This window comes from Thalassospira sp. ABL2_045 (assembly GCF_056161285.1).
In genome coordinates this window covers 173631-190929 of sequence record NZ_JBSWYV010000003.1, presented here as the reverse complement: position 1 = coordinate 190929, position 17299 = coordinate 173631, and the positions used below count along the sequence as shown (strand labels likewise).

General features: G+C 53.7%; 15 protein-coding genes. 9 read left to right on the top strand and 6 right to left on the bottom strand.

The window, feature by feature from the left end:
* Positions 1-86 precede the first annotated feature (86 nt).
* Positions 87-1058, bottom strand: coding sequence for an RluA family pseudouridine synthase (locus ACXAIA_RS06860; protein ID WP_475348685.1), 972 nt, complete (start codon positions 1056-1058; stop codon positions 87-89).
* A 219-nt stretch (positions 1059-1277) separates the two neighbouring features.
* Between ACXAIA_RS06860 and ACXAIA_RS06855 the strand changes: the two genes are divergently transcribed.
* Together ACXAIA_RS06855 and ACXAIA_RS06850 are read left to right on the top strand one after the other, a co-directional pair.
* A complete protein-coding gene (locus ACXAIA_RS06855) occupies positions 1278-1649 on the top strand; it encodes a hypothetical protein (RefSeq protein ID WP_475348684.1) in 372 nt (123 codons plus the stop codon).
* A 44-nt stretch (positions 1650-1693) separates the two neighbouring features.
* A complete protein-coding gene (locus ACXAIA_RS06850) occupies positions 1694-2188 on the top strand; it encodes a M67 family metallopeptidase (protein ID WP_475348683.1) in 495 nt (164 codons plus the stop codon).
* 7 nt (positions 2189-2195) lie between these two features.
* On the opposite strand, the gene ACXAIA_RS06845 is transcribed toward ACXAIA_RS06850, so the two are convergent.
* The 3 genes from ACXAIA_RS06845 to ACXAIA_RS06835 all read right to left on the bottom strand — a co-directional run bounded on the left by ACXAIA_RS06845 (position 2196) and on the right by ACXAIA_RS06835 (position 5284).
* The gene (locus ACXAIA_RS06845; protein ID WP_475348682.1) at positions 2196-3299 is read right to left on the bottom strand and encodes an HD-GYP domain-containing protein; all 1104 of its coding nucleotides are present in this window, start codon (positions 3297-3299) and stop codon (positions 2196-2198) included.
* A 93-nt stretch (positions 3300-3392) separates the two neighbouring features.
* Complete coding sequence (locus tag ACXAIA_RS06840) at positions 3393-4421, bottom strand: quaternary amine ABC transporter ATP-binding protein (protein WP_475348681.1); 1029 nt, start codon at positions 4419-4421, stop codon at positions 3393-3395.
* On the bottom strand, positions 4421-5284 hold the full coding sequence (locus tag ACXAIA_RS06835) for an ABC transporter permease (protein ID WP_475348680.1): 864 nt from the start codon (positions 5282-5284) through the stop codon (positions 4421-4423). The genes ACXAIA_RS06840 and ACXAIA_RS06835 overlap by 1 nt, the downstream gene beginning before the upstream one ends.
* A 195-nt stretch (positions 5285-5479) precedes the next feature.
* On the opposite strand from ACXAIA_RS06835, the gene ACXAIA_RS06830 reads away from it, so the two are divergent.
* Entirely contained in the window at positions 5480-5848 is a 369-nt protein-coding gene (locus ACXAIA_RS06830) for a thiol-disulfide oxidoreductase DCC family protein (protein ID WP_475348679.1), read from the top strand.
* A gap of 25 nt (positions 5849-5873) precedes the next feature.
* Here ACXAIA_RS06830 and ACXAIA_RS06825 read toward each other — a convergent pair whose 3' ends face one another.
* Entirely contained in the window at positions 5874-7484 is a 1611-nt protein-coding gene (locus tag ACXAIA_RS06825; RefSeq protein WP_475348678.1) for a pentapeptide repeat-containing protein, read from the bottom strand.
* 159 nt (positions 7485-7643) lie between these two features.
* A complete protein-coding gene (locus tag ACXAIA_RS06820; protein ID WP_475348677.1) occupies positions 7644-8675 on the bottom strand; it encodes an ABC transporter substrate-binding protein in 1032 nt (343 codons plus the stop codon).
* A 365-nt stretch (positions 8676-9040) separates the two neighbouring features.
* Between ACXAIA_RS06820 and ACXAIA_RS06815 the strand changes: the two genes are divergently transcribed.
* The 6 genes from ACXAIA_RS06815 (at position 9041) to ACXAIA_RS06790 (ending at position 17173) form a co-directional block, all read left to right on the top strand.
* Complete coding sequence (locus ACXAIA_RS06815; RefSeq protein ID WP_475348676.1) at positions 9041-9874, top strand: 3'-5' exonuclease; 834 nt, start codon at positions 9041-9043, stop codon at positions 9872-9874.
* 182 nt (positions 9875-10056) lie between these two features.
* Positions 10057-11073, top strand: coding sequence for a Fe(3+) ABC transporter substrate-binding protein (locus ACXAIA_RS06810; protein WP_475348675.1), 1017 nt, complete (start codon positions 10057-10059; stop codon positions 11071-11073).
* A gap of 236 nt (positions 11074-11309) precedes the next feature.
* Positions 11310-12335, top strand: a complete 1026-nt coding sequence (locus ACXAIA_RS06805; protein ID WP_475348674.1) for a Fe(3+) ABC transporter substrate-binding protein — start codon at positions 11310-11312, stop codon at positions 12333-12335.
* A gap of 51 nt (positions 12336-12386) precedes the next feature.
* Positions 12387-14177, top strand: coding sequence for an ABC transporter permease (locus ACXAIA_RS06800; protein WP_475348673.1), 1791 nt, complete (start codon positions 12387-12389; stop codon positions 14175-14177).
* 82 nt (positions 14178-14259) lie between these two features.
* A complete protein-coding gene (locus ACXAIA_RS06795; protein ID WP_475348672.1) occupies positions 14260-15513 on the top strand; it encodes a molybdopterin molybdotransferase MoeA in 1254 nt (417 codons plus the stop codon).
* 85 nt (positions 15514-15598) lie between these two features.
* A complete protein-coding gene (locus ACXAIA_RS06790) occupies positions 15599-17173 on the top strand; it encodes an MBL fold metallo-hydrolase (RefSeq protein ID WP_475348671.1) in 1575 nt (524 codons plus the stop codon).
* Positions 17174-17299: the final 126 nt, after the last annotated feature.

Genomic DNA, 17299 nt, shown 5'->3' with positions numbered 1-17299 from the left:
TTATCCCCTTGCACTTTCTAAAATGGTATACGGGAGTATTATATACCGTCAATGGAAATTTAGGCATTAAGGTTAGTATATGCTATTCAAAGGGATAGTTTTAGGGCATCCATAAGCGCCAAAAGGTCGTCCGGGATGGGGGCTTCGGTCGATATATAGGCCCCTGTGCGAGGGTGCAGAAACCCAAGAGTTCTGGCATGTAGCGCCTGTTTGTTGAATGCGTTCAGAATTTGCTGCGCCTCTAGGTTGAACTTTAGAACAGTTCTATTTCGACCGTAAACAGGATCACATACAAGTGAATGTCCAATATGGTTCATATGAACACGGATTTGATGCGTACGTCCGGTTGCAAGACGGCACTCAACAAGCGACGCCAACGAGTCGTTACGGAATTGTAGGGTTTTGTAATGGGTGAGGGCGTATTTCCCCCCATTTTTGACCACGGTCATCTTCTTGCGGTTGCGGGGACTGCGGCCGATATTTCCCTCGATATCGCCAGTCAGCGGCTTGGGTACGCCCCATGCAACCGCAAGGTAGGCGCGATCGATATTGTCCTTGTCCTCGGCAAACAAATTTGAAAGGGCGCGATGGGCGGTATCGTTCTTGGCCACCACCATGGCCCCGCTGGTATCCTTGTCCAGGCGGTGAACGATCCCCGGGCGCTTGACTCCGCCAATCCCCGACAGGCTATCGCCACAATGGGCCAGAAGTGCGTTTACAAGCGTCCCGCTTTCATTGCCTGCCGCAGGATGGACCACCATGCCCGCCGGCTTGTTGATCACCAGAAGGTCGTCATCCTCAAAAAGCACATCAAGCTTGATGTCCTCGGGCACCGGTTCGGCCATTTCCGGTTCGGGCACGATCAGATCAAACACATCACCTGTCCTGACCTTGGCAGACATCTTGGTCGCCGGTGTGCCATTCACGCGAAGCTGACCCTCCTCGATCAGGGCCTTGATGCGTGAGCGCGACTGATCGGGCCATGCGGTTGCCAGCACCTTGTCAAGGCGCGCACCTTCATCCTCGTCGGTCGCTGTATAGGTCAGGTTTTCAGACATCGCTTGCTATCGGGCTGTTTTGATCATGGTGGGCGGTCATGCGCCTATGCTGGCAGCTTGTAGCGCTTTATCCGGCGATTGCAACGAATTGCGACATGGCTGGGTGTTTGTTGTCTTGCAATTAAGCCTGCTTGTCGCTATGGCCTTGAATAAGGGTTGGTATGATCGCGCTTTTGGCGAGCATGCAGGTTTCATCAAGCTTTGTCAGTTGGAAATACGATGCGTATCGTTAAGGCTTTGGTTGCGTTCATGGGCATTCTGATCGTGGTGGGCATCGGACTTGTTGTCTATGGCCTGTCACTGGATAAGAACAACCTGGATACCGTCACCGAAACAAGCGAACCAACCGCAACGCCATCCGTTCCGGCTGCCGGAACCAATAGTGCTCCTCCGCAAGCAGACCTCGGCGTATTCGGTGATATCACCATCGACTTGGGTGACGATGAGCGCCTTGTCGGCTATTCCATCGATGGCACGCAGGCCACCCTTCATATCGAAGGCCGCCACGGCGAAGGCGCGCGGCTTGTGATCGTCTCGCTGAGCGAGAAAAAGGTGCTTGGCCGCATCATCCTTGATCAGAATGCGCAGTAATCTCATTAGACAGTATTGGTTGCGGTGATGGGGGCGGGCAGGGCATGACAGGCAAAAGACCAGCAGAGGTGGAAGACGAAACCCACATCGCGCTCGCCAACGTCTTGCATGAAGAAATCCGCGACTTCTGCGCACTGCAATGGCCCCACGAAGCCTGCGGGCTTCTGATCGCGTCGATCAATAGCCCCAACCGCATCGAACGCGTGGTCTTTGCCAAAAACATCGCCGACGACCCGCTTGTCTCTTTCGAGATTGATCCGCAAACCCTGATTGATTGCCATCGCAACGCGCGCCAAAAGGGCGAGCGGGTTGTGGGATGTTTTCATTCTCACCCCAATGGCAAGGCGCTGCCATCGCCAATCGATCGGGCGCGAGCCGATGAAAACGGGTTTCTGTGGCTGGTGATTGCGACCGAGCATAACCGTGCAGCCGAAAGCGGCATGTATCGCATCATTCATCCGGATGCGGGTGACAATGCAAATCATCCCGAGCTACGCTATTTCCGCCGCTGCAGCATACTTGGTAGCGCTTCCGATTGAGAAGATGTTAGTTCTGTTTGCTCTCGTAAAGATCGCTTCTCGGACGCTTCGCTGCTGTAATGGCGCAGTCAAATACCCTCGCCAGTGCTACGACAAGTGCACGCTCAACCTTACCCTGTGATGCCATGTCAAAAAGTACCCCGAGCGTTTCCTCAATGGTGAAAGCACTTTTATAGGGGCGCTTTTCTAACAAGGCCCCGGCAATGTCACAGATGGTGAGAATACGGGTTAAATCGCGGATCTCATGTGCATGTAATCCATCTGGGTATCCACTGCCATCAAGGTATTCGTGATGGTGCAACACAGCGTCAAGAATATCAGGGTGAAAATCTTTTTGGCTGGCAAGGCGCTGATAGCCATCTTTGGGATGTCTTTGAACAATCGCGAATTCTTCCGGACTTAGTTTACCTGACTTGTCCAGAATTGCTGGCGGGGTCCATATTTTACCAATGTCATGCAAAAGTCCTGCTTGCGTCAGTTTGGCGATATCCTGGCTGTTCATACCAACGCCTTGTGCAAATGCACAGGCAATTCCGGTCACCAGCAGAACATGTTGGAATGTCGAGTTGTGATAAATGCGAACGGTGTCAAGCCAATCAAGAACACCAAGATCTGCGACTGATTCAGCAAGTTGACGTCCTGTTTCTCCGATCAAAGCTGTATCAATAGGTTCTTTTTGAGCAGCTTGATCGAAAATTTCACGCATTGCACGTGCGGAGTCATCAATGATGGATTTTGTTGTTGTCGTTGCGAAGCGATGGGGCGTGCGAAGTTCTTCGATCACGATCGCGAGGCCGATTTCACTAAGCGGTTTCAATACCGTCTTTCTCGCACCCAGGGCGCTTGCTTGCCTCTGATGTTGCCTGTCGCCCTTTGAAACAGTGATGAAAATTTGCGTCTCAGGTTTCGCGATATTACGGAATGCCCTAACCTTATCGATCAATGCAGGATCTTTAAGATCTATATCGACAAGCAGCACTTCAACTTCGGCGGGAATTGGTGCTCCCGTTTTTAGAAATTGCACTTCAACGCCCATTACCGTCGTCGGTAGATACCCAAACAGATCGTCTTCTGTGAAAACATGCAAAGTGGTGCGCAATTTCTGCGACATCTGGCTGCCCCGACAATTATCGTGAAAGTCGATTCCATGTTTGCTATACACGTTTTCATGGAACATCAAGGACTTGTGCGCTGGCGATCTCCATTAATTCGATAATGCTTGTAAAATATGAGTCCTATGAATATACCCAACTATACATTCGTTTCGGTCGATTACGGCTATATATGATCTATCAAAGGTTGTTATGAGGTGGGGAAGAATCGCCTCGAGGCGGGCATCGGCGTCAACAGTAAAGCTGACGTTGTCTAAAGACTTCGCTTTCGATGTGGTTGGCTCCATAATCGATTTGGCGCGCAAGACCTTTGATCGGTTCACATCGCGGGTGAAGGCCCGGACATAGTCATCGGCGGGCTTGAGCACGATTTCCTCTGGCCGGCCGACCTGCACCAGCTTGCCATCCTTCAGGATCGCAATCCGATCCCCGATCTTAAGCGCCTCGTCGAGGTCATGGGTGATAAAGACGATGGTTTTGTGAAGCTCCGCCTGAAGCTTCATCAGCTCATCTTGCATGTCAGACCGGATCAGCGGATCAAGGGCTGAAAACGCCTCATCCATCAGCAAAACTTCCGGATCGGTCGCAAGCGCGCGGGCAAGGCCGACACGCTGCTGCATGCCACCCGAAAGCTGGTCGGGGAATTTTGTCTCATACCCCGCCAGACCGACCCGCTCGATCCATTTCGAAGCTGCGGCTTCGCGGTCCTTGCGCGCGGTCCCCTGGATTTCCAGCCCATAGGCGACGTTATCCATCACATTGCGATGGGGGAGTAATCCAAAGCGTTGAAACACCATGCCAAGCCTTTTTCGGCGAAACGCATTGAGTGCCGGGATATCCATGGCAAGGATATCCTCACCGCCAAAGGAAATACTGCCCGCCGTCGGATCAATCAGGCGATTAAGGTGACGTATCAGCGTCGATTTCCCCGACCCCGACAGGCCCATGACGACAAAGGTTTCACCCTGTTCAATGGACAGCGACACATCATGCAGGCCAACCGTATGACCGGTTTTTGCAAGGATTTCATCCTTGTCCGCACCAGCCTTTGCCAGTTCAAGTGCCGATTTCGGATCAGGCCCGAAGATTTTGAAAATATTGCGGATTTCGATATAGCTCATCACGCATCCTCCGCATTCGGGTTGCGCTGTGATCGCTTACCATAGGCCTGACCGATCCGATCAAACACCACGGCCAGAAGGACAATCGCAATACCGGCTTCCATCCCCGCACCAACGTCCAGACGTTGAATGCCCATCAGGACCTGCTCGCCAAGCCCACGTGCGCCAATCATGGACGCGATCACCACCATCGAAATCGACATCATCGTCGTCTGATTGATCCCGGCCATGATGTTGGGAAGCGCAAGCGGCAACTGCACCCCAAACAGGATCTGCTTGCGACTGGCCCCGAATGATCGGGATGCCTCAAGAACTTCCTGATCAACCAGGCGAATACCAAGATCGGTCAAACGCATGACGGGCGGGGCGGCATAAATCACCGTGGCGAGGATCGCGGGAACCTTGCCCAGCCCAAACAGCATCAGGGCCGGGATCAGATAGACAAAACTCGGCATGGTCTGCATGGTGTCAAGGATCGGCAACATGACGGCCCGCAGGCGATTGGACATCGCCATGGCAATCCCGACCGGAATGCCGATCAAAACCGAAAGCGATGTCGCGACAATCATCAGCGCCAAGGTCTGCATTGCCTTGTCCCACAGGCCCAGCATGCCAATGGCAAACATCGCCACCACAAGCCCGACAACCAGCTTCCAGTTCTTGCTGGCATGCCAGGTGATCGCGGCAATGGCGATCAAAACCACCCACCAGGGCGCGCCACGCAAGACCTGCTCGAGTGCGACCAGAACGGTCAGCAAGCTGTCAGCAAAGGCCTCAAACGCCGTGCCATAATTGATCACCAGCCAATCAACAAACTGATTGACCCACTTGCCCAACGGCACATTCAACTGTTCTGGAAACATGGCGCAACCGGCCCGATCTGCTCAAAAAATCAATGAGCGTAGGAGCCTAACAAGATCAACCCGCAGGCGCGACCGTTAATCGAACCGACCCTGACATCTCCTGACGTCTTTTGGTAGCGTATGCCTGTGATAGATAATCCAGCGGCCAGGCATCGCCGTAAATCACAGACAATATTGCTTTCCAGAGAGGTTGCGATGATCACCGTGTTCTATGACGGAAAATGCGGTCTCTGTTCGCGCGAAATCAAGTATTACCGCAAGATAGCGCCAAAGGGCGTGTTCGACTGGCGGGACGTCACGGAACATGCCGGTGATCTTGAAAAACACGGCATTTCCCTTGTCCAAGGCTTAAAGCAAATGCGCGCCCTAGATTCAGATGGGAAATGGCATGCAGGTGCCGATGCGTTCATTCTGATCTGGCGCCAGCTAGATAGATGGCGTGTCTTGGCAGCTATTGTCGCACTGCCGATTATCCGTCGGATCGCAAACTTCGTATATCGTCTATGGGCTGCATGGCGCTTCAAACGTCTTACGCACTGTCAGCTTGCTGCAGGAAATGAGTAAGGCTAGGTGCTGTTCTCGTTTAGCCCTATTTCAGTTTGAAGCGATTGCGGATACCCAGCAGCAATAGAAACAGCAAGATTGCTGACAACAATGTTTGAACACCTGCAACGACAGTCGCACTTCCTGGAATGATATCACCAAAAAGGCAGTCATATGCCTGCGTTACAATCGACCGGTCTGCCAGTCCCGGAACAAGTAGCCCTTTAGCAAAGGCCAATTGGAAAGCGGTGTTTACTTGTGAACCAGCACCCGCCAAGCATTTTTCTGTACGCGCAATATCCAATGGTGTCGCCATTGCGATATAATGCACGCCGGACAGCATGACCACGCCAAGCCAGTACATCAGCGGTCTTGCGATAGATCGTCCGTAATCAGACAATTCGTCAAAGAGAAAACTTAGCCACCAATTTGGATCGCGCGGCGTGTAAACCATCAACCGGCGCGATTTGAGCTCCTCTGCAAAGAACTCAACCTCGTGCTTATGATCATGTCCCTGAATGGCAAGACGTTTGAGTGCACGATATTTCGCGGTTACGGAGAAGTTCTCGCCAACGGAAATAGCTGGAATTTCGGCAATGCGTTGACCAATTTTGACGTTGTCAAGTAAAGGGGCCTCTTCACAATGGGTTTGCCGAAAATCAGGAATTTCTCTGAAATACGTTTGATTAAGATCGAGTTTTCTTCCGATCTCAGAGTACCTGAATGATGCGGGTCCATCAAAAATAGAGTTTTCAAAAGAGGTAGGGTTCAAGAAATTTACGTTCTCAAAAGATGCTTCTTCTTTAAAGCGCGCGTTACTGAACAGCGCTGTGCCGTCGAACGTTGCATCTTCAAAGTTGCAAGCCTTTTTGAATTGTGCGCCTTGAAACCAAACTTCATCTTTGAAAACAGAACGTCTAAAAGATGCGGGTTTCTCGAATTGGGTTAAGTTAAAGCGCACTTCTTTAGAGAATTGAGCCTCATCGAAGGTGATTCCTGCCCGAAACTTGGTGTTCGTAAACTCTGAGTACCAATTAAACTTCGTGCTCCGGAAGAACGATATGTCTTCGAAAACGGTATCTTTAAAGCGCGCGCCTTCCTCGAACTCTGCGCTTCCGAAGTCGCAAAAACCTCTAAAAGTGCTGTCATCGAAGATGGCTGCCTTTCCGAAATAGGCTGCTCGAAAATCAGCGCGCCCGTTGAAAGTTGCACCATTAAAAGAACAATTAAATGCGAACTGTGAATCAGAAAAGTGTACGGATTTGTGAAAAACACAATCTTTAAAGGACGTGAACCTTTTTGTTTTTACATCTGAGGCGAATAGTGTTCCCAAAAATTCGCATTGTTCAAGAAAAAGATCACTAGAGTAAGTGAGATTTGCCATGTGAACATCAGCCGGAAATATTATTCCGTTAATGACCAAAGGCCTCTCAAATATCTCATTGGCATGGAATCCCTTGAAGACGGCCTTCGCATCTTCAAACCATTTTCGGGTTTTCTGATTTTCAGCAACTTCTGCCCCCGTATTCTCATCGAAGGTTGACAACCAGTCCCCGGTATCTTCCAAGTCCTGGCGCTTACGGAGCATATTCTTAGCCCAATAGTTCCATACGTCTTTGCCTTCTTTCAGAAGAGCGAGTGTCTCTTGCCGATTCATGTCGCTCCCCAACGCAATAGGCGGTTTATACTGTTTATCTGATTAAACGTGCCTTGGTCTTGGTTTGCAATCGGGAATTGTGTTTTGTGCTCTCCAAACACAAAACACCCCGCAAGATTTCTCCCGCGGGGTGTTTGATAGCTCTAAGGTCTTTGTTGCTTACATCGCACTCTCAACCCGTGCTGCAACATCCTCCGGCACCCACGCTTTCCAGACGTCTGGCTTGGATTTCAGGAAGTGCATCGCGGCCCCATCGGGCTTTTCGTTGTTTTCCTGCATGTAGGCCAGCATTTCCGAGACCAGCGCGTTGCTGGTTTCGTAGTTGGTCAGGAAATTGATCAGGGTTGGTGCGGCGTCTTTGAAGTCGTTATTGACACCAATCGTGATCGTGCTTTGTGGGTAGGCGGTGGCCTTGGTCGGGTTTTCCTCAGATTTCAGCGCATCAAAGATCGCCTTGTCATAGGCGGGTTCTTCAAGGCGCGTGCTGTCATAAAGACCCATCACCCAGGTCGGCCCCCAATAGTAATAAAGGGCCGGTTTGCCGCGTTTGTGTGCCGATGCGATGGCCGCCGACAGCGCAGCCCCCGTGCCCGGGCGGAAGTTGGTGAAATCATCATCAAGGCCATAGGCGCCAAGTTTGGCCGAATTGACCTTTTCACAGACCCAGCCTGACGGGCAGTTATAAAAACGGCCCTTGCCGGGTTCTTCCGGGTCTTCGAACAGTTCGGTATATTTCGCCAGATCATCGACCGATTTGAGGTCAGGTGCCATCGGCTCGATGCCGCGATCGGCATCGCCTTCGATCACGTAGCTTGGCACGAACCAGCCTTCGACGGCGTCATCGAAATTAACCCCGATCTGGCTGACATTGCCGGCGTCTTCGGCCTTGGTCCAGGCTTCGGCAACGTTGTCGCGCCAGATTTCCATGACGACATCAACGTCCCCCTTGCCAGCCCCGGTCAGAAGCGGAATGACATCGCCAGGCAGGGCATCGGTCTGACAGCCATAGCCCTTTTCAATGATGAAGCGGGCGACGGCGTTATGGAAAAGCGCGCTGTCGTAATTGAGCCCGGCAAACATCACCGGACGATCAATCTCGCAGGTCGCGTCTTGCGCGTTTGCGCTTGAATGGGAAATAAATGCGAGGCCAGCGGCCATCAGCATTGCGGCTCCGGTAGGCAGGGTTTTCATCCTTCTGTCCCTTCGTTGTTGCGGTCCGGAATCGCATCAAATGCATGGTCGGTGCGGGAGGACCGCAATCATCGGGAGTCCCTATGGTCCCGACTTCAATGTGACCGTGCCCCTGATACAGGTGCGGCAATTCTAGACTTGGCTGTCAAATGCGCGCAACCCCCGGTATGAGATGTCACGTCGACGTGATGTCGTTTTAATATTGATATCATTGCACAATGCTCCTGACAGGGATGGCAGGAGATGTCAGGTGGTGTGATTTACGGTTGTCGCGGAGATTGGTTTAATTCCGCCCGTGAATTTGTCTGGCATTGTCGTTATGTTGGGCAAAACACATTACCGGGCATTTTGAATTGAGGGCCGCCATGATGCATTCCAGCCTGTTCGTCTTTGATATCGAAACCGTGCCCGATATTGATGTCTTGCCGCAATTGACCGGTGAAACCGCGCCCGATCCGGAAACCGGGCGCAAGATGCTTGAAGATTATCATCTTGAAATCACCAGTGGCCGCAATGGCTTCCCGCGTCAGCCGTTTCACAAGGTGGTGGCGATCAGCTTTCTGCGCGCGACCATTCAGCGCGACGGCGATCTTGAAATGTATGAGATCGAAGAACTGCGATCGGGTGGGGAGCTTGCATCCGAAGAAAAGGACCTTGTGAATGGCTTCTTTGCCTATTGCGGCAAGCTGTATCCACGATTGGTCAGTTTCAATGGTCGCGGGTTTGATTTGCCGGTTCTGAAATACCGTGCGATGAAGCATGGGGTGTCGGCCCGCTGGCTGCATCAGGCGTCAAACAAGTGGGAAAACTATACCGCACGCTATGCACCGCACTGGCATTGTGATCTGGCCGAGGTTCTCTCGGATTACGGTGCATCGGCCCGCACCAAGATGAATGAAGTCTGTGCCGCCCTTGATCTGCCCGGCAAGACCGGGGTCGATGGCAGCAAGGTGTCCGACATGTTTGACAATGGCGAGATTGATGGCATTCGCCGCTATTGCGAGACGGATGTTCTGAATACCTATTTGCTGTATCTGCGTCATGCGCTTCATACCGGGATGACCGATCATGATGGCTATAACCATGCGATCAATCTGACCGTGGGCTGGCTTGAAGAGCGGGCAGGGGACATTCCCGCCTATCAGGAATTCCTTGATGCCTGGAAGCAATCGAGTGGCGGGTCGTTTAACGTGCTTTGAAGGCCACATCATTCCGTTTTATGCGCACATTGGCATAAGTGAAGTGAGTCACACTGCCCGGTTGAAAAGGGTGAAACACTGTTGAATTGAATGCGAGTTGATCTTAATTGCATTGCAGATGCAAGTAAGTTGCAACGTCAGGGCATTTAACGCCCAAAGCAAATTCAACAGGGATCGTTCACATGGATATCAAAAAGCTCATCGGCGGGGCCGTGTTTGGCGCAACCGCGATCGCGGCGACAACCGCAACCGCACAGGAAGTTAATGTTTATTCCCTGCGTCAGGCGTTTCTGGTCGAGCCGCTGTTTGAGAAATTCACCGCCGAAACCGGCATCGACGTTAATGTGATCTTTGCTGAAAAAGGTCTGGTCGAACGCATCAAGCAGGAAGGCGCAAACAGCCCGGCCGATATCCTGATGACGGTTGATATCAGCCGCATTCAGCAGGCGGTTGATGCCGGCGTGACCGAGGCGGTTTCAAACGATACCCTGGCTTCCAACATCCCGGCCCATCTGCGCGATCCGGAAGGTCATTGGTTTGCCCTGACCCAGCGTGGTCGTGCGATTTATGCCTCCAAAGACCGCGTGGAAGAGGGTGAAATTACTTCTTACGAAGATCTTGCCGATCCGAAGTGGGAAGGGCGCATTTGCACCCGTTCGGGCAGCCATGTTTATAACGTTGCGCTGTTTGCATCCATGATCGCCGTCCATGGCGAGGAAAAGGCCAAGGAATGGCTGCAGGGTCTTAAGAACAACCTCGCACGCAAGCCGCAGGGCAATGACCGTGCACAGGTCAAGGCGATCAAGGAAGGCGTTTGTGATCTTTCGATCGGCAATACCTATTACTACGGCAAGATGCTCGATAATCCGGAACAGCGTGCGTGGGCGGATGCGGTCAACCTTGTTTTCCCCAATCAGGACGGTCGTGGCATGTCGATGAACATTTCGGGCATGAGCCTGATTGCCGATGCGCCGAACCGCGAAAACGCGATCGAGCTGATGGAATTCCTGTCTGATGATGTGGCGCAGGGAATCTATGCCGAGGTCAATTACGAATACCCGGTCAAGCCGGGCGTCGAATGGGCCGATAACGTAAAGTCCTGGGGCACGTTCAAGGCCGATGAATTGTCGCTGGCCGAAATTGCCCGCCTCAGCCCGGATGCGATCAAGATGGTCGATGAGATCGGTTATAACGAATAGTCAAACCGACTGAGCTTGAATGGCTTTTTGAAAGGGGTGGTGTGATGCCACCCCTTTTTCTGTTCCCGGGGGCAGGGCGGATGCGCGCCATCGTCGCGGTTTTGTGACCCGATCCATGGCAGCTATGTGGTTTTCGTGCTTGCAAAAAAGCGTGCTGGCCCTTTAATTTCGCGCTTAGCAAATACAAATCATTCCTAATTGCTGCGCCACCTGCAGCTGATCCAGATGAGGCATTTATGATTTCTCTGCGCAAAACCGTTCTTGGTCTTGTTGTTTCCGCGATGGGGCTTTCAGCCCTGTCCGCCGCCCATGCTGCAGAGGAAGTCAATGTCTACTCGCTCAGACAGCCGTTTCTGATCGAGCCGATGTTCAAGCGCTTTACCGAGGAAACCGGTATTCGCGTCAATACGTTGTTCTCGCAAAGCGGTCTGGTGGAACGCATCAAGCATGAAGGGCGCAATACGCCTGCCGATCTGCTTTTGACCGTGGATATCGGGCGTATTCAGGATGCGGTGGATGCCGATATCGCCCAGCCGATCGAAAGTGCTGTGCTGGATGCGAATATCCCTGATCAGTTTCGCGATGATGACAGGCTTTGGGTCGGGATGACGACCCGTGCGCGTGTGCTTTATACATCGCTTGATCGTGTCGCGCCTGATGCCATTACCACCTATGAGGAACTGGCCGATCCGAAATGGAAGGGCCGCATTTGTGTGCGTTCCGCCATGCATGTTTATAACATTGCCCTTATAGCCTCGATGATTGCCCACCACGGGGAAGAAGAAACCAAAACCTGGCTGAGTGCGGTTAAGGACAATCTGGCACGCAAACCACAAGGCGGGGACACTGACCAGATCGAGGCGGTGTCACAGGGCGTCTGTGATGTGGCGATCGGCAATTCATATTATTACGGCAAGATGCTGGATGATCCGAACAAGGCAGATGCCGCCAAGCAGGTGCGCATCGTCTTCCCCAATCAGGGGGATCGCGGCACGCATGTGAATATTTCCGGTGTGGCGCTGATGAAATACGCTCCGAACAAGGAAAACGCCATCAAACTGGTGGAATTCCTTTCAAGTGCCGAAGCCCAGCATATGTATGCCGACATCAATTTCGAATATCCGGTCAAACCAGGGGTCGCCTGGTCCGAACGGGTTCGGGCATGGGGCACGTTCGTTCATGATGATTTGCCGCTCAACACGGTTGCTGCCAACCGCGGGGCGGCGATCCGTCTGATTGATGAAGTCGGCTTTAACGAGTAGACCGAACGCTGATCCCAAGGTATCAAGACCGGCCACCCAGAAAAGGGTGGCATGATCGCGACGCAGGAAACGGAAACAGCCTTGAACAACGCTTGCCAGACGCCAGAGGAAGAGGATATCCGGCCCGCCGCCGTGACGGAAACCTTCGATCCGATGCGTGCGCCATCCGGGCGCACGGCAATGCGTTGGTTGCCGCGTGGTCAGTCGGCTGTCTGGCTGATCGGGGCGTTTATTGTTGCGGCGATGGTGGCAGCCCCGATTGTTGCGGTGGCGTGGATCGCGCTGTTCCCGACGGAGAATATCTGGCCGCATCTGGCATCGACCATGTTGCCAAGGTACCTAAAAAATACCGGGATTCTGATGCTGGGCGTTGGCATCGGGGTGACTCTGATCGGGGTGGCCTCGGCATGGGTCGTGACCATGTGCCGGCTTCCGGGCAAGCGGTTCTTTGAATGGGCGATGCTGCTGCCCATGGCGGTTCCGGCCTATATCGTGGCCTATGTCTATACCGATCTTCTGGAATATGCCGGGCCGGTGCAGGGGATGCTGCGCGATATGTTTGGCTGGCAATCGGCGGCCGATTATTGGTTCCCCGATATCCGCACCAAGGGCGGTGCGATCATTGTCCTTAGCCTGACGCTATATCCTTATGTTTACATGCTGGCACGTGCAGCCTTCCTGTCGCAATCGATCTGCGCGATTGAAGCGGCCCGTATTCTGGGACGGAGTGCCTGGAGTTCGTTTTTGACGGTGGCCCTGCCGCTGGCACGACCGGCCATCGTTGTCGGCGTTGTGATCGCCCTGATGGAAACGCTCAATGACTTCGGCACGATCGATTTCTTTGCGGTTCATACCCTGACGGCGGGCATTTTCAATGTCTGGTTGGGGATGGGCAATGCCGGTGGGGCGGCACAGATTGCACTGACCATGCTGGCTGTGGTGATTGCGCTGATGGTCATCGAACGCTATTCACGCCGCCGCCAGCGTTTCCATGACACCACCAGCCGATTTCAGGAACTGCCGGGCTATGAACTGACCCCGCTTGCCAAGGCCGGGGCGCTGGCGGTCTGTATCCTGCCGATTGTGTTGGGCTTTGTCGTGCCGTCACTGGTGCTGATCTATTATTCCATCGGCTATTTTGATCAAAGCTGGACGGCGGATTTCTTTGAGTTTGCCGGGAATAGCCTTCTGGTGTCGGGGCTTGCGACACTGGTGGCCGTTGGCTGTGCGATCTTTATGGCTTATGCGCTCCGCCTGTTCCCGCAACCGCTTTTGAAGTTCTTTGTGCGTTTGTCATCGGTTGGTTATGCCGTGCCGGGTGCTGTGCTTGCCATCGGGGTTCTGATCCCGTTTGCCCGGTTTGACAATGCGCTGGATGCGGTCATGCGCGATACCTTCGGCATCTCAACCGGGTTGCTTCTCAGCGGCACGGTGTTTGCGCTGGTGTTTGCCTATGCGGTGCGCTTCATGGCGGTGTCCTATGGCTCGATCGAGGCCGCCCTTGGCAAGGTGCGTCCAAGTATGGATGACGCAGCCCGCACCCTTGGTGAAAGCCCTTGGGGAACGCTTAAGCGTATTCATTTCCCGATGGTGCGCGGCGGTATTCTGGCCGCCTCGGTGCTGGTTTTTGTCGATGGCATGAAGGAACTGCCAGCAACGCTTATTTTGCGTCCGTTCAATTTTGATACGCTGGCCACTCATGTCTATCAGTTCGCCAAGGATGAAATGATCGAACATGCTGCCCTTGGGGCGCTGACCATTGTGCTGGTGGGTGTTGTGCCGGTGATCATGCTGAGCCGTGCTATTTCCAAATCCCGTCCGGGGCATGGTGGACAATCCTGATGCGCCGCGTCTGCGATCAGGCTATCCTGATTGTGGATCTGAAAATCAAAACAAGACCAAGGGCCGGCAGGAAACTATCCAGATGCAAACGATCAAACCGGGACTGACCAAACTTTCCGATGCACTCGAGATCGCTTATGGCGAAGTGCCGGTCATGGCGCCTGCCGAAGATCGCCCGATCAGCGATTGTTATGGTGCCGTTTTGCGTCAGGACGTGGTGGCGAAGGTTTCGATGCCGTCCGTCGATAACTCGGCCATGGATGGCTATGCCCTGCGCCACGCAGACCTTGCGGCGATTGATGGGCCGGTTCCGGTGGTCGGTGTTTCATTGGCCGGGCATCCCTATGACGGGATACTGCCCAAGGGTGCGGCTATTCGTATTGCGACTGGGGCCGCAATCCCGGATGGTGCGGATTGCGTGATCATTCAGGAAAATGTCACGGCCAACGCCGATGAAAGCATCATTGAAATTGATGCCGATGTGATTGCGCGCACCAGCCTGCATCAGAATATCCGTTGGCAGGGCGAAGACATCAAGGCGGGCGATACCGTCCTGTCGGCGGGCGCGATCCTGCGGCCACAGGATATTGCAATTGCCGCCGGGCAGGGCTGTGGCACCTTGTCGGTGGCCCGGGCATTAAAGGTTGCCGTATTTTCGACCGGTGATGAGCTAGCCATTCCCGGCGACCCTTTGCCACCCGGCGGCATTTATGATTCCAACCGCTTTGCCATGATCGGAATGCTGCGCTCCATTGGATGCGAGGTTACCGACCTTGGCTTGCTGGCCGATGATTTTGATGTGCTGCAAGGTGCACTGGCCGATGCGGCAAAGTCCCATGACGTGATTATGACTTCTGGCGGGGTTTCGGTCGGCAAGGCGGATCTATTAAAGCCGGTTGTCGAAAGCCTTGGCGAAATCATCGCCTGGAAACTGGCGATCAAGCCGGGCAAGCCACTGATGCGCGGCAAGATCGGCGATTGTCTTGTTATCGGGCTGCCGGGGAACCCGGTTTCGGTTCTGGTTTCCGGTTTGTTGTATGTGCTGCCCTTGTTGCGTCATGCCATGGGGTCGGATCGATCCCGACTGGCGCCCACCCGCATTCCGGTGCGGGCCGGATTTGATTTCAAACGCATGACCGGACGGCGCGAATGGTTGCGGGCGCGTTTGGTCCAGAATGATGACGGCGAGGTCGAAGCAATTGCCTTTGCCTCAACCAGTTCGGGGATGTTGTCATCCATGGTCTGGGCTGAAGGCCTGATTGAAGTGCCCGAAGATTGCGGTCAGATCATGAAGGGCGAAAGCGTCCTTTATCTGCCGCTGCAAGGCTTGCAGTGACTTCATCAAAAATGATCCAAATCATTGCAAACGATGATGGTTTGCCAGACTGTTGGGTCGGTTCCAATCCGCGAAAGTGAATAGAATGACGATATCGGTAACGTTTTGTGGTGCTGCTGGCGGCGTGACAGGGTCTTGCTATTTCCTGCAGACAGATCACGGCAATTTCCTTGTCGATTGCGGCATGTTCCAGGGCAGCAAGACGGTTCGGGAACTGAACTATGGCAAGTTCCCGTTTGAGGCGGACCGGATTTCGGCTGTTTTGCTCACACACGCACATATTGACCATACCGGTCTTGTGCCGAAACTGGTCAAGGCTGGGTTCGGCGGGCCGATTTACGCAACCGAACCGACCTGTGATCTGCTGACCTATATGCTGCCCGACTCTGGCTATATTCAGGAAAGCGAGGTGGAGCGTCTTAATCGTCGCAATGCCCGCCGTGGACGCCCGGAAGTAACCCCGATCTACACCCGCGAAGATGCCGAGAATACGCTTTCGCAGCTTAAAACGGTGGAATATCACGAATGGTTGCCGGTGATTGAAGGCGTGCGGGCGCGATTCTGGGATGCTGGCCATCTTCTGGGTTCGGCATCGATCGAGGTGGAAATTGAAAACGGCGACGAAGACGGCAAACCGACCCGTTTGCTGTTTTCCGGCGACGTTGGAACCGGGGAGGCCGTGTTTAACGAGGCCCCCGAAGCACCAAAGGATATCGACTATCTGTTTGTCGAAACCACCTATGGTGATCGCGCGCGTCCGGTGATCACGGATGAAGAACGCCGTTCGATGTTGCGTGAGGAAGTGCGCGACGCGCTTGAGAGTGGCGGCAATCTGGTGATTCCAAGCTTTGCGGTTGCCAGAACGCAGGAACTGCTTGTCGACCTGGCCCATCTTTTCAATCGCGGTGAGTTGCCACCAGCTAATGTCTTTGTCGATAGCCCGTTGGCACAGCGCGCAACCGATGTTTTTGCCAAGCACCTCAAACGCGGTGACGCGCAGGCCTTGTCGCACCCGAAATTCCACATGGTCCCGGATGTGCAGGCCAGTAAACAGCTGGCCCAGGTTACAAGCGGCGCGATCATTATTTCGGCGAGTGGCATGTGCGATGCGGGGCGTATTCGCTACCATTTGAAAAACAACCTTTGGCGCGCCAATAGCACCGTGCTTCTGGTTGGTTTTCAGGCGGCGGGGTCGTTCGGGCGCGTGTTGCAGGGCGGAGCCAAGCATGTGCGGATCCACGGGGATGAAATTGAAGTGCGCGCACGTATTCGCACGCTTGATGTCTATTCCGGTCACGCCGACCAGGACATGCTTTTACAGTGGACAAAGAACCGCTTGCCTGTCGCGCGTCAGATTTTCCTGACCCACGGCGAGGAGGGTGCACGCGCGGCCTTCCGCGAGGTTCTGGTGGCGCACGGGATTGAAGAAAAGCTGATTTCCATGCCAATGCTTGATGATACGGTCACGCTCAAGAAGGGCGATGCCAAACCTGCCATTCCGGAGGCGCGCCTTTCGGGTGAAGAACTTTCGCGCGACGACTGGCACAATCTTTATGCCGGGACGGTTACGGCACTTTCCGAGAAGCTTCGGTCGCTGGAAACCGCGGAAGAAAGAAAAGAGATGCTCGAAAAAGTCTTGCGCGATATCGGGTCAGTGTGAGAGCAATTATTCTGGAGCCGAAAGAAGGGCGTAAAACCCGCATTCACGGATTCAGTTACCAACAAGAGAGAGCCTGTCACCCTGAATACAGGTTGTGCAGGTCTATGAGACCACTACGCAGACGGG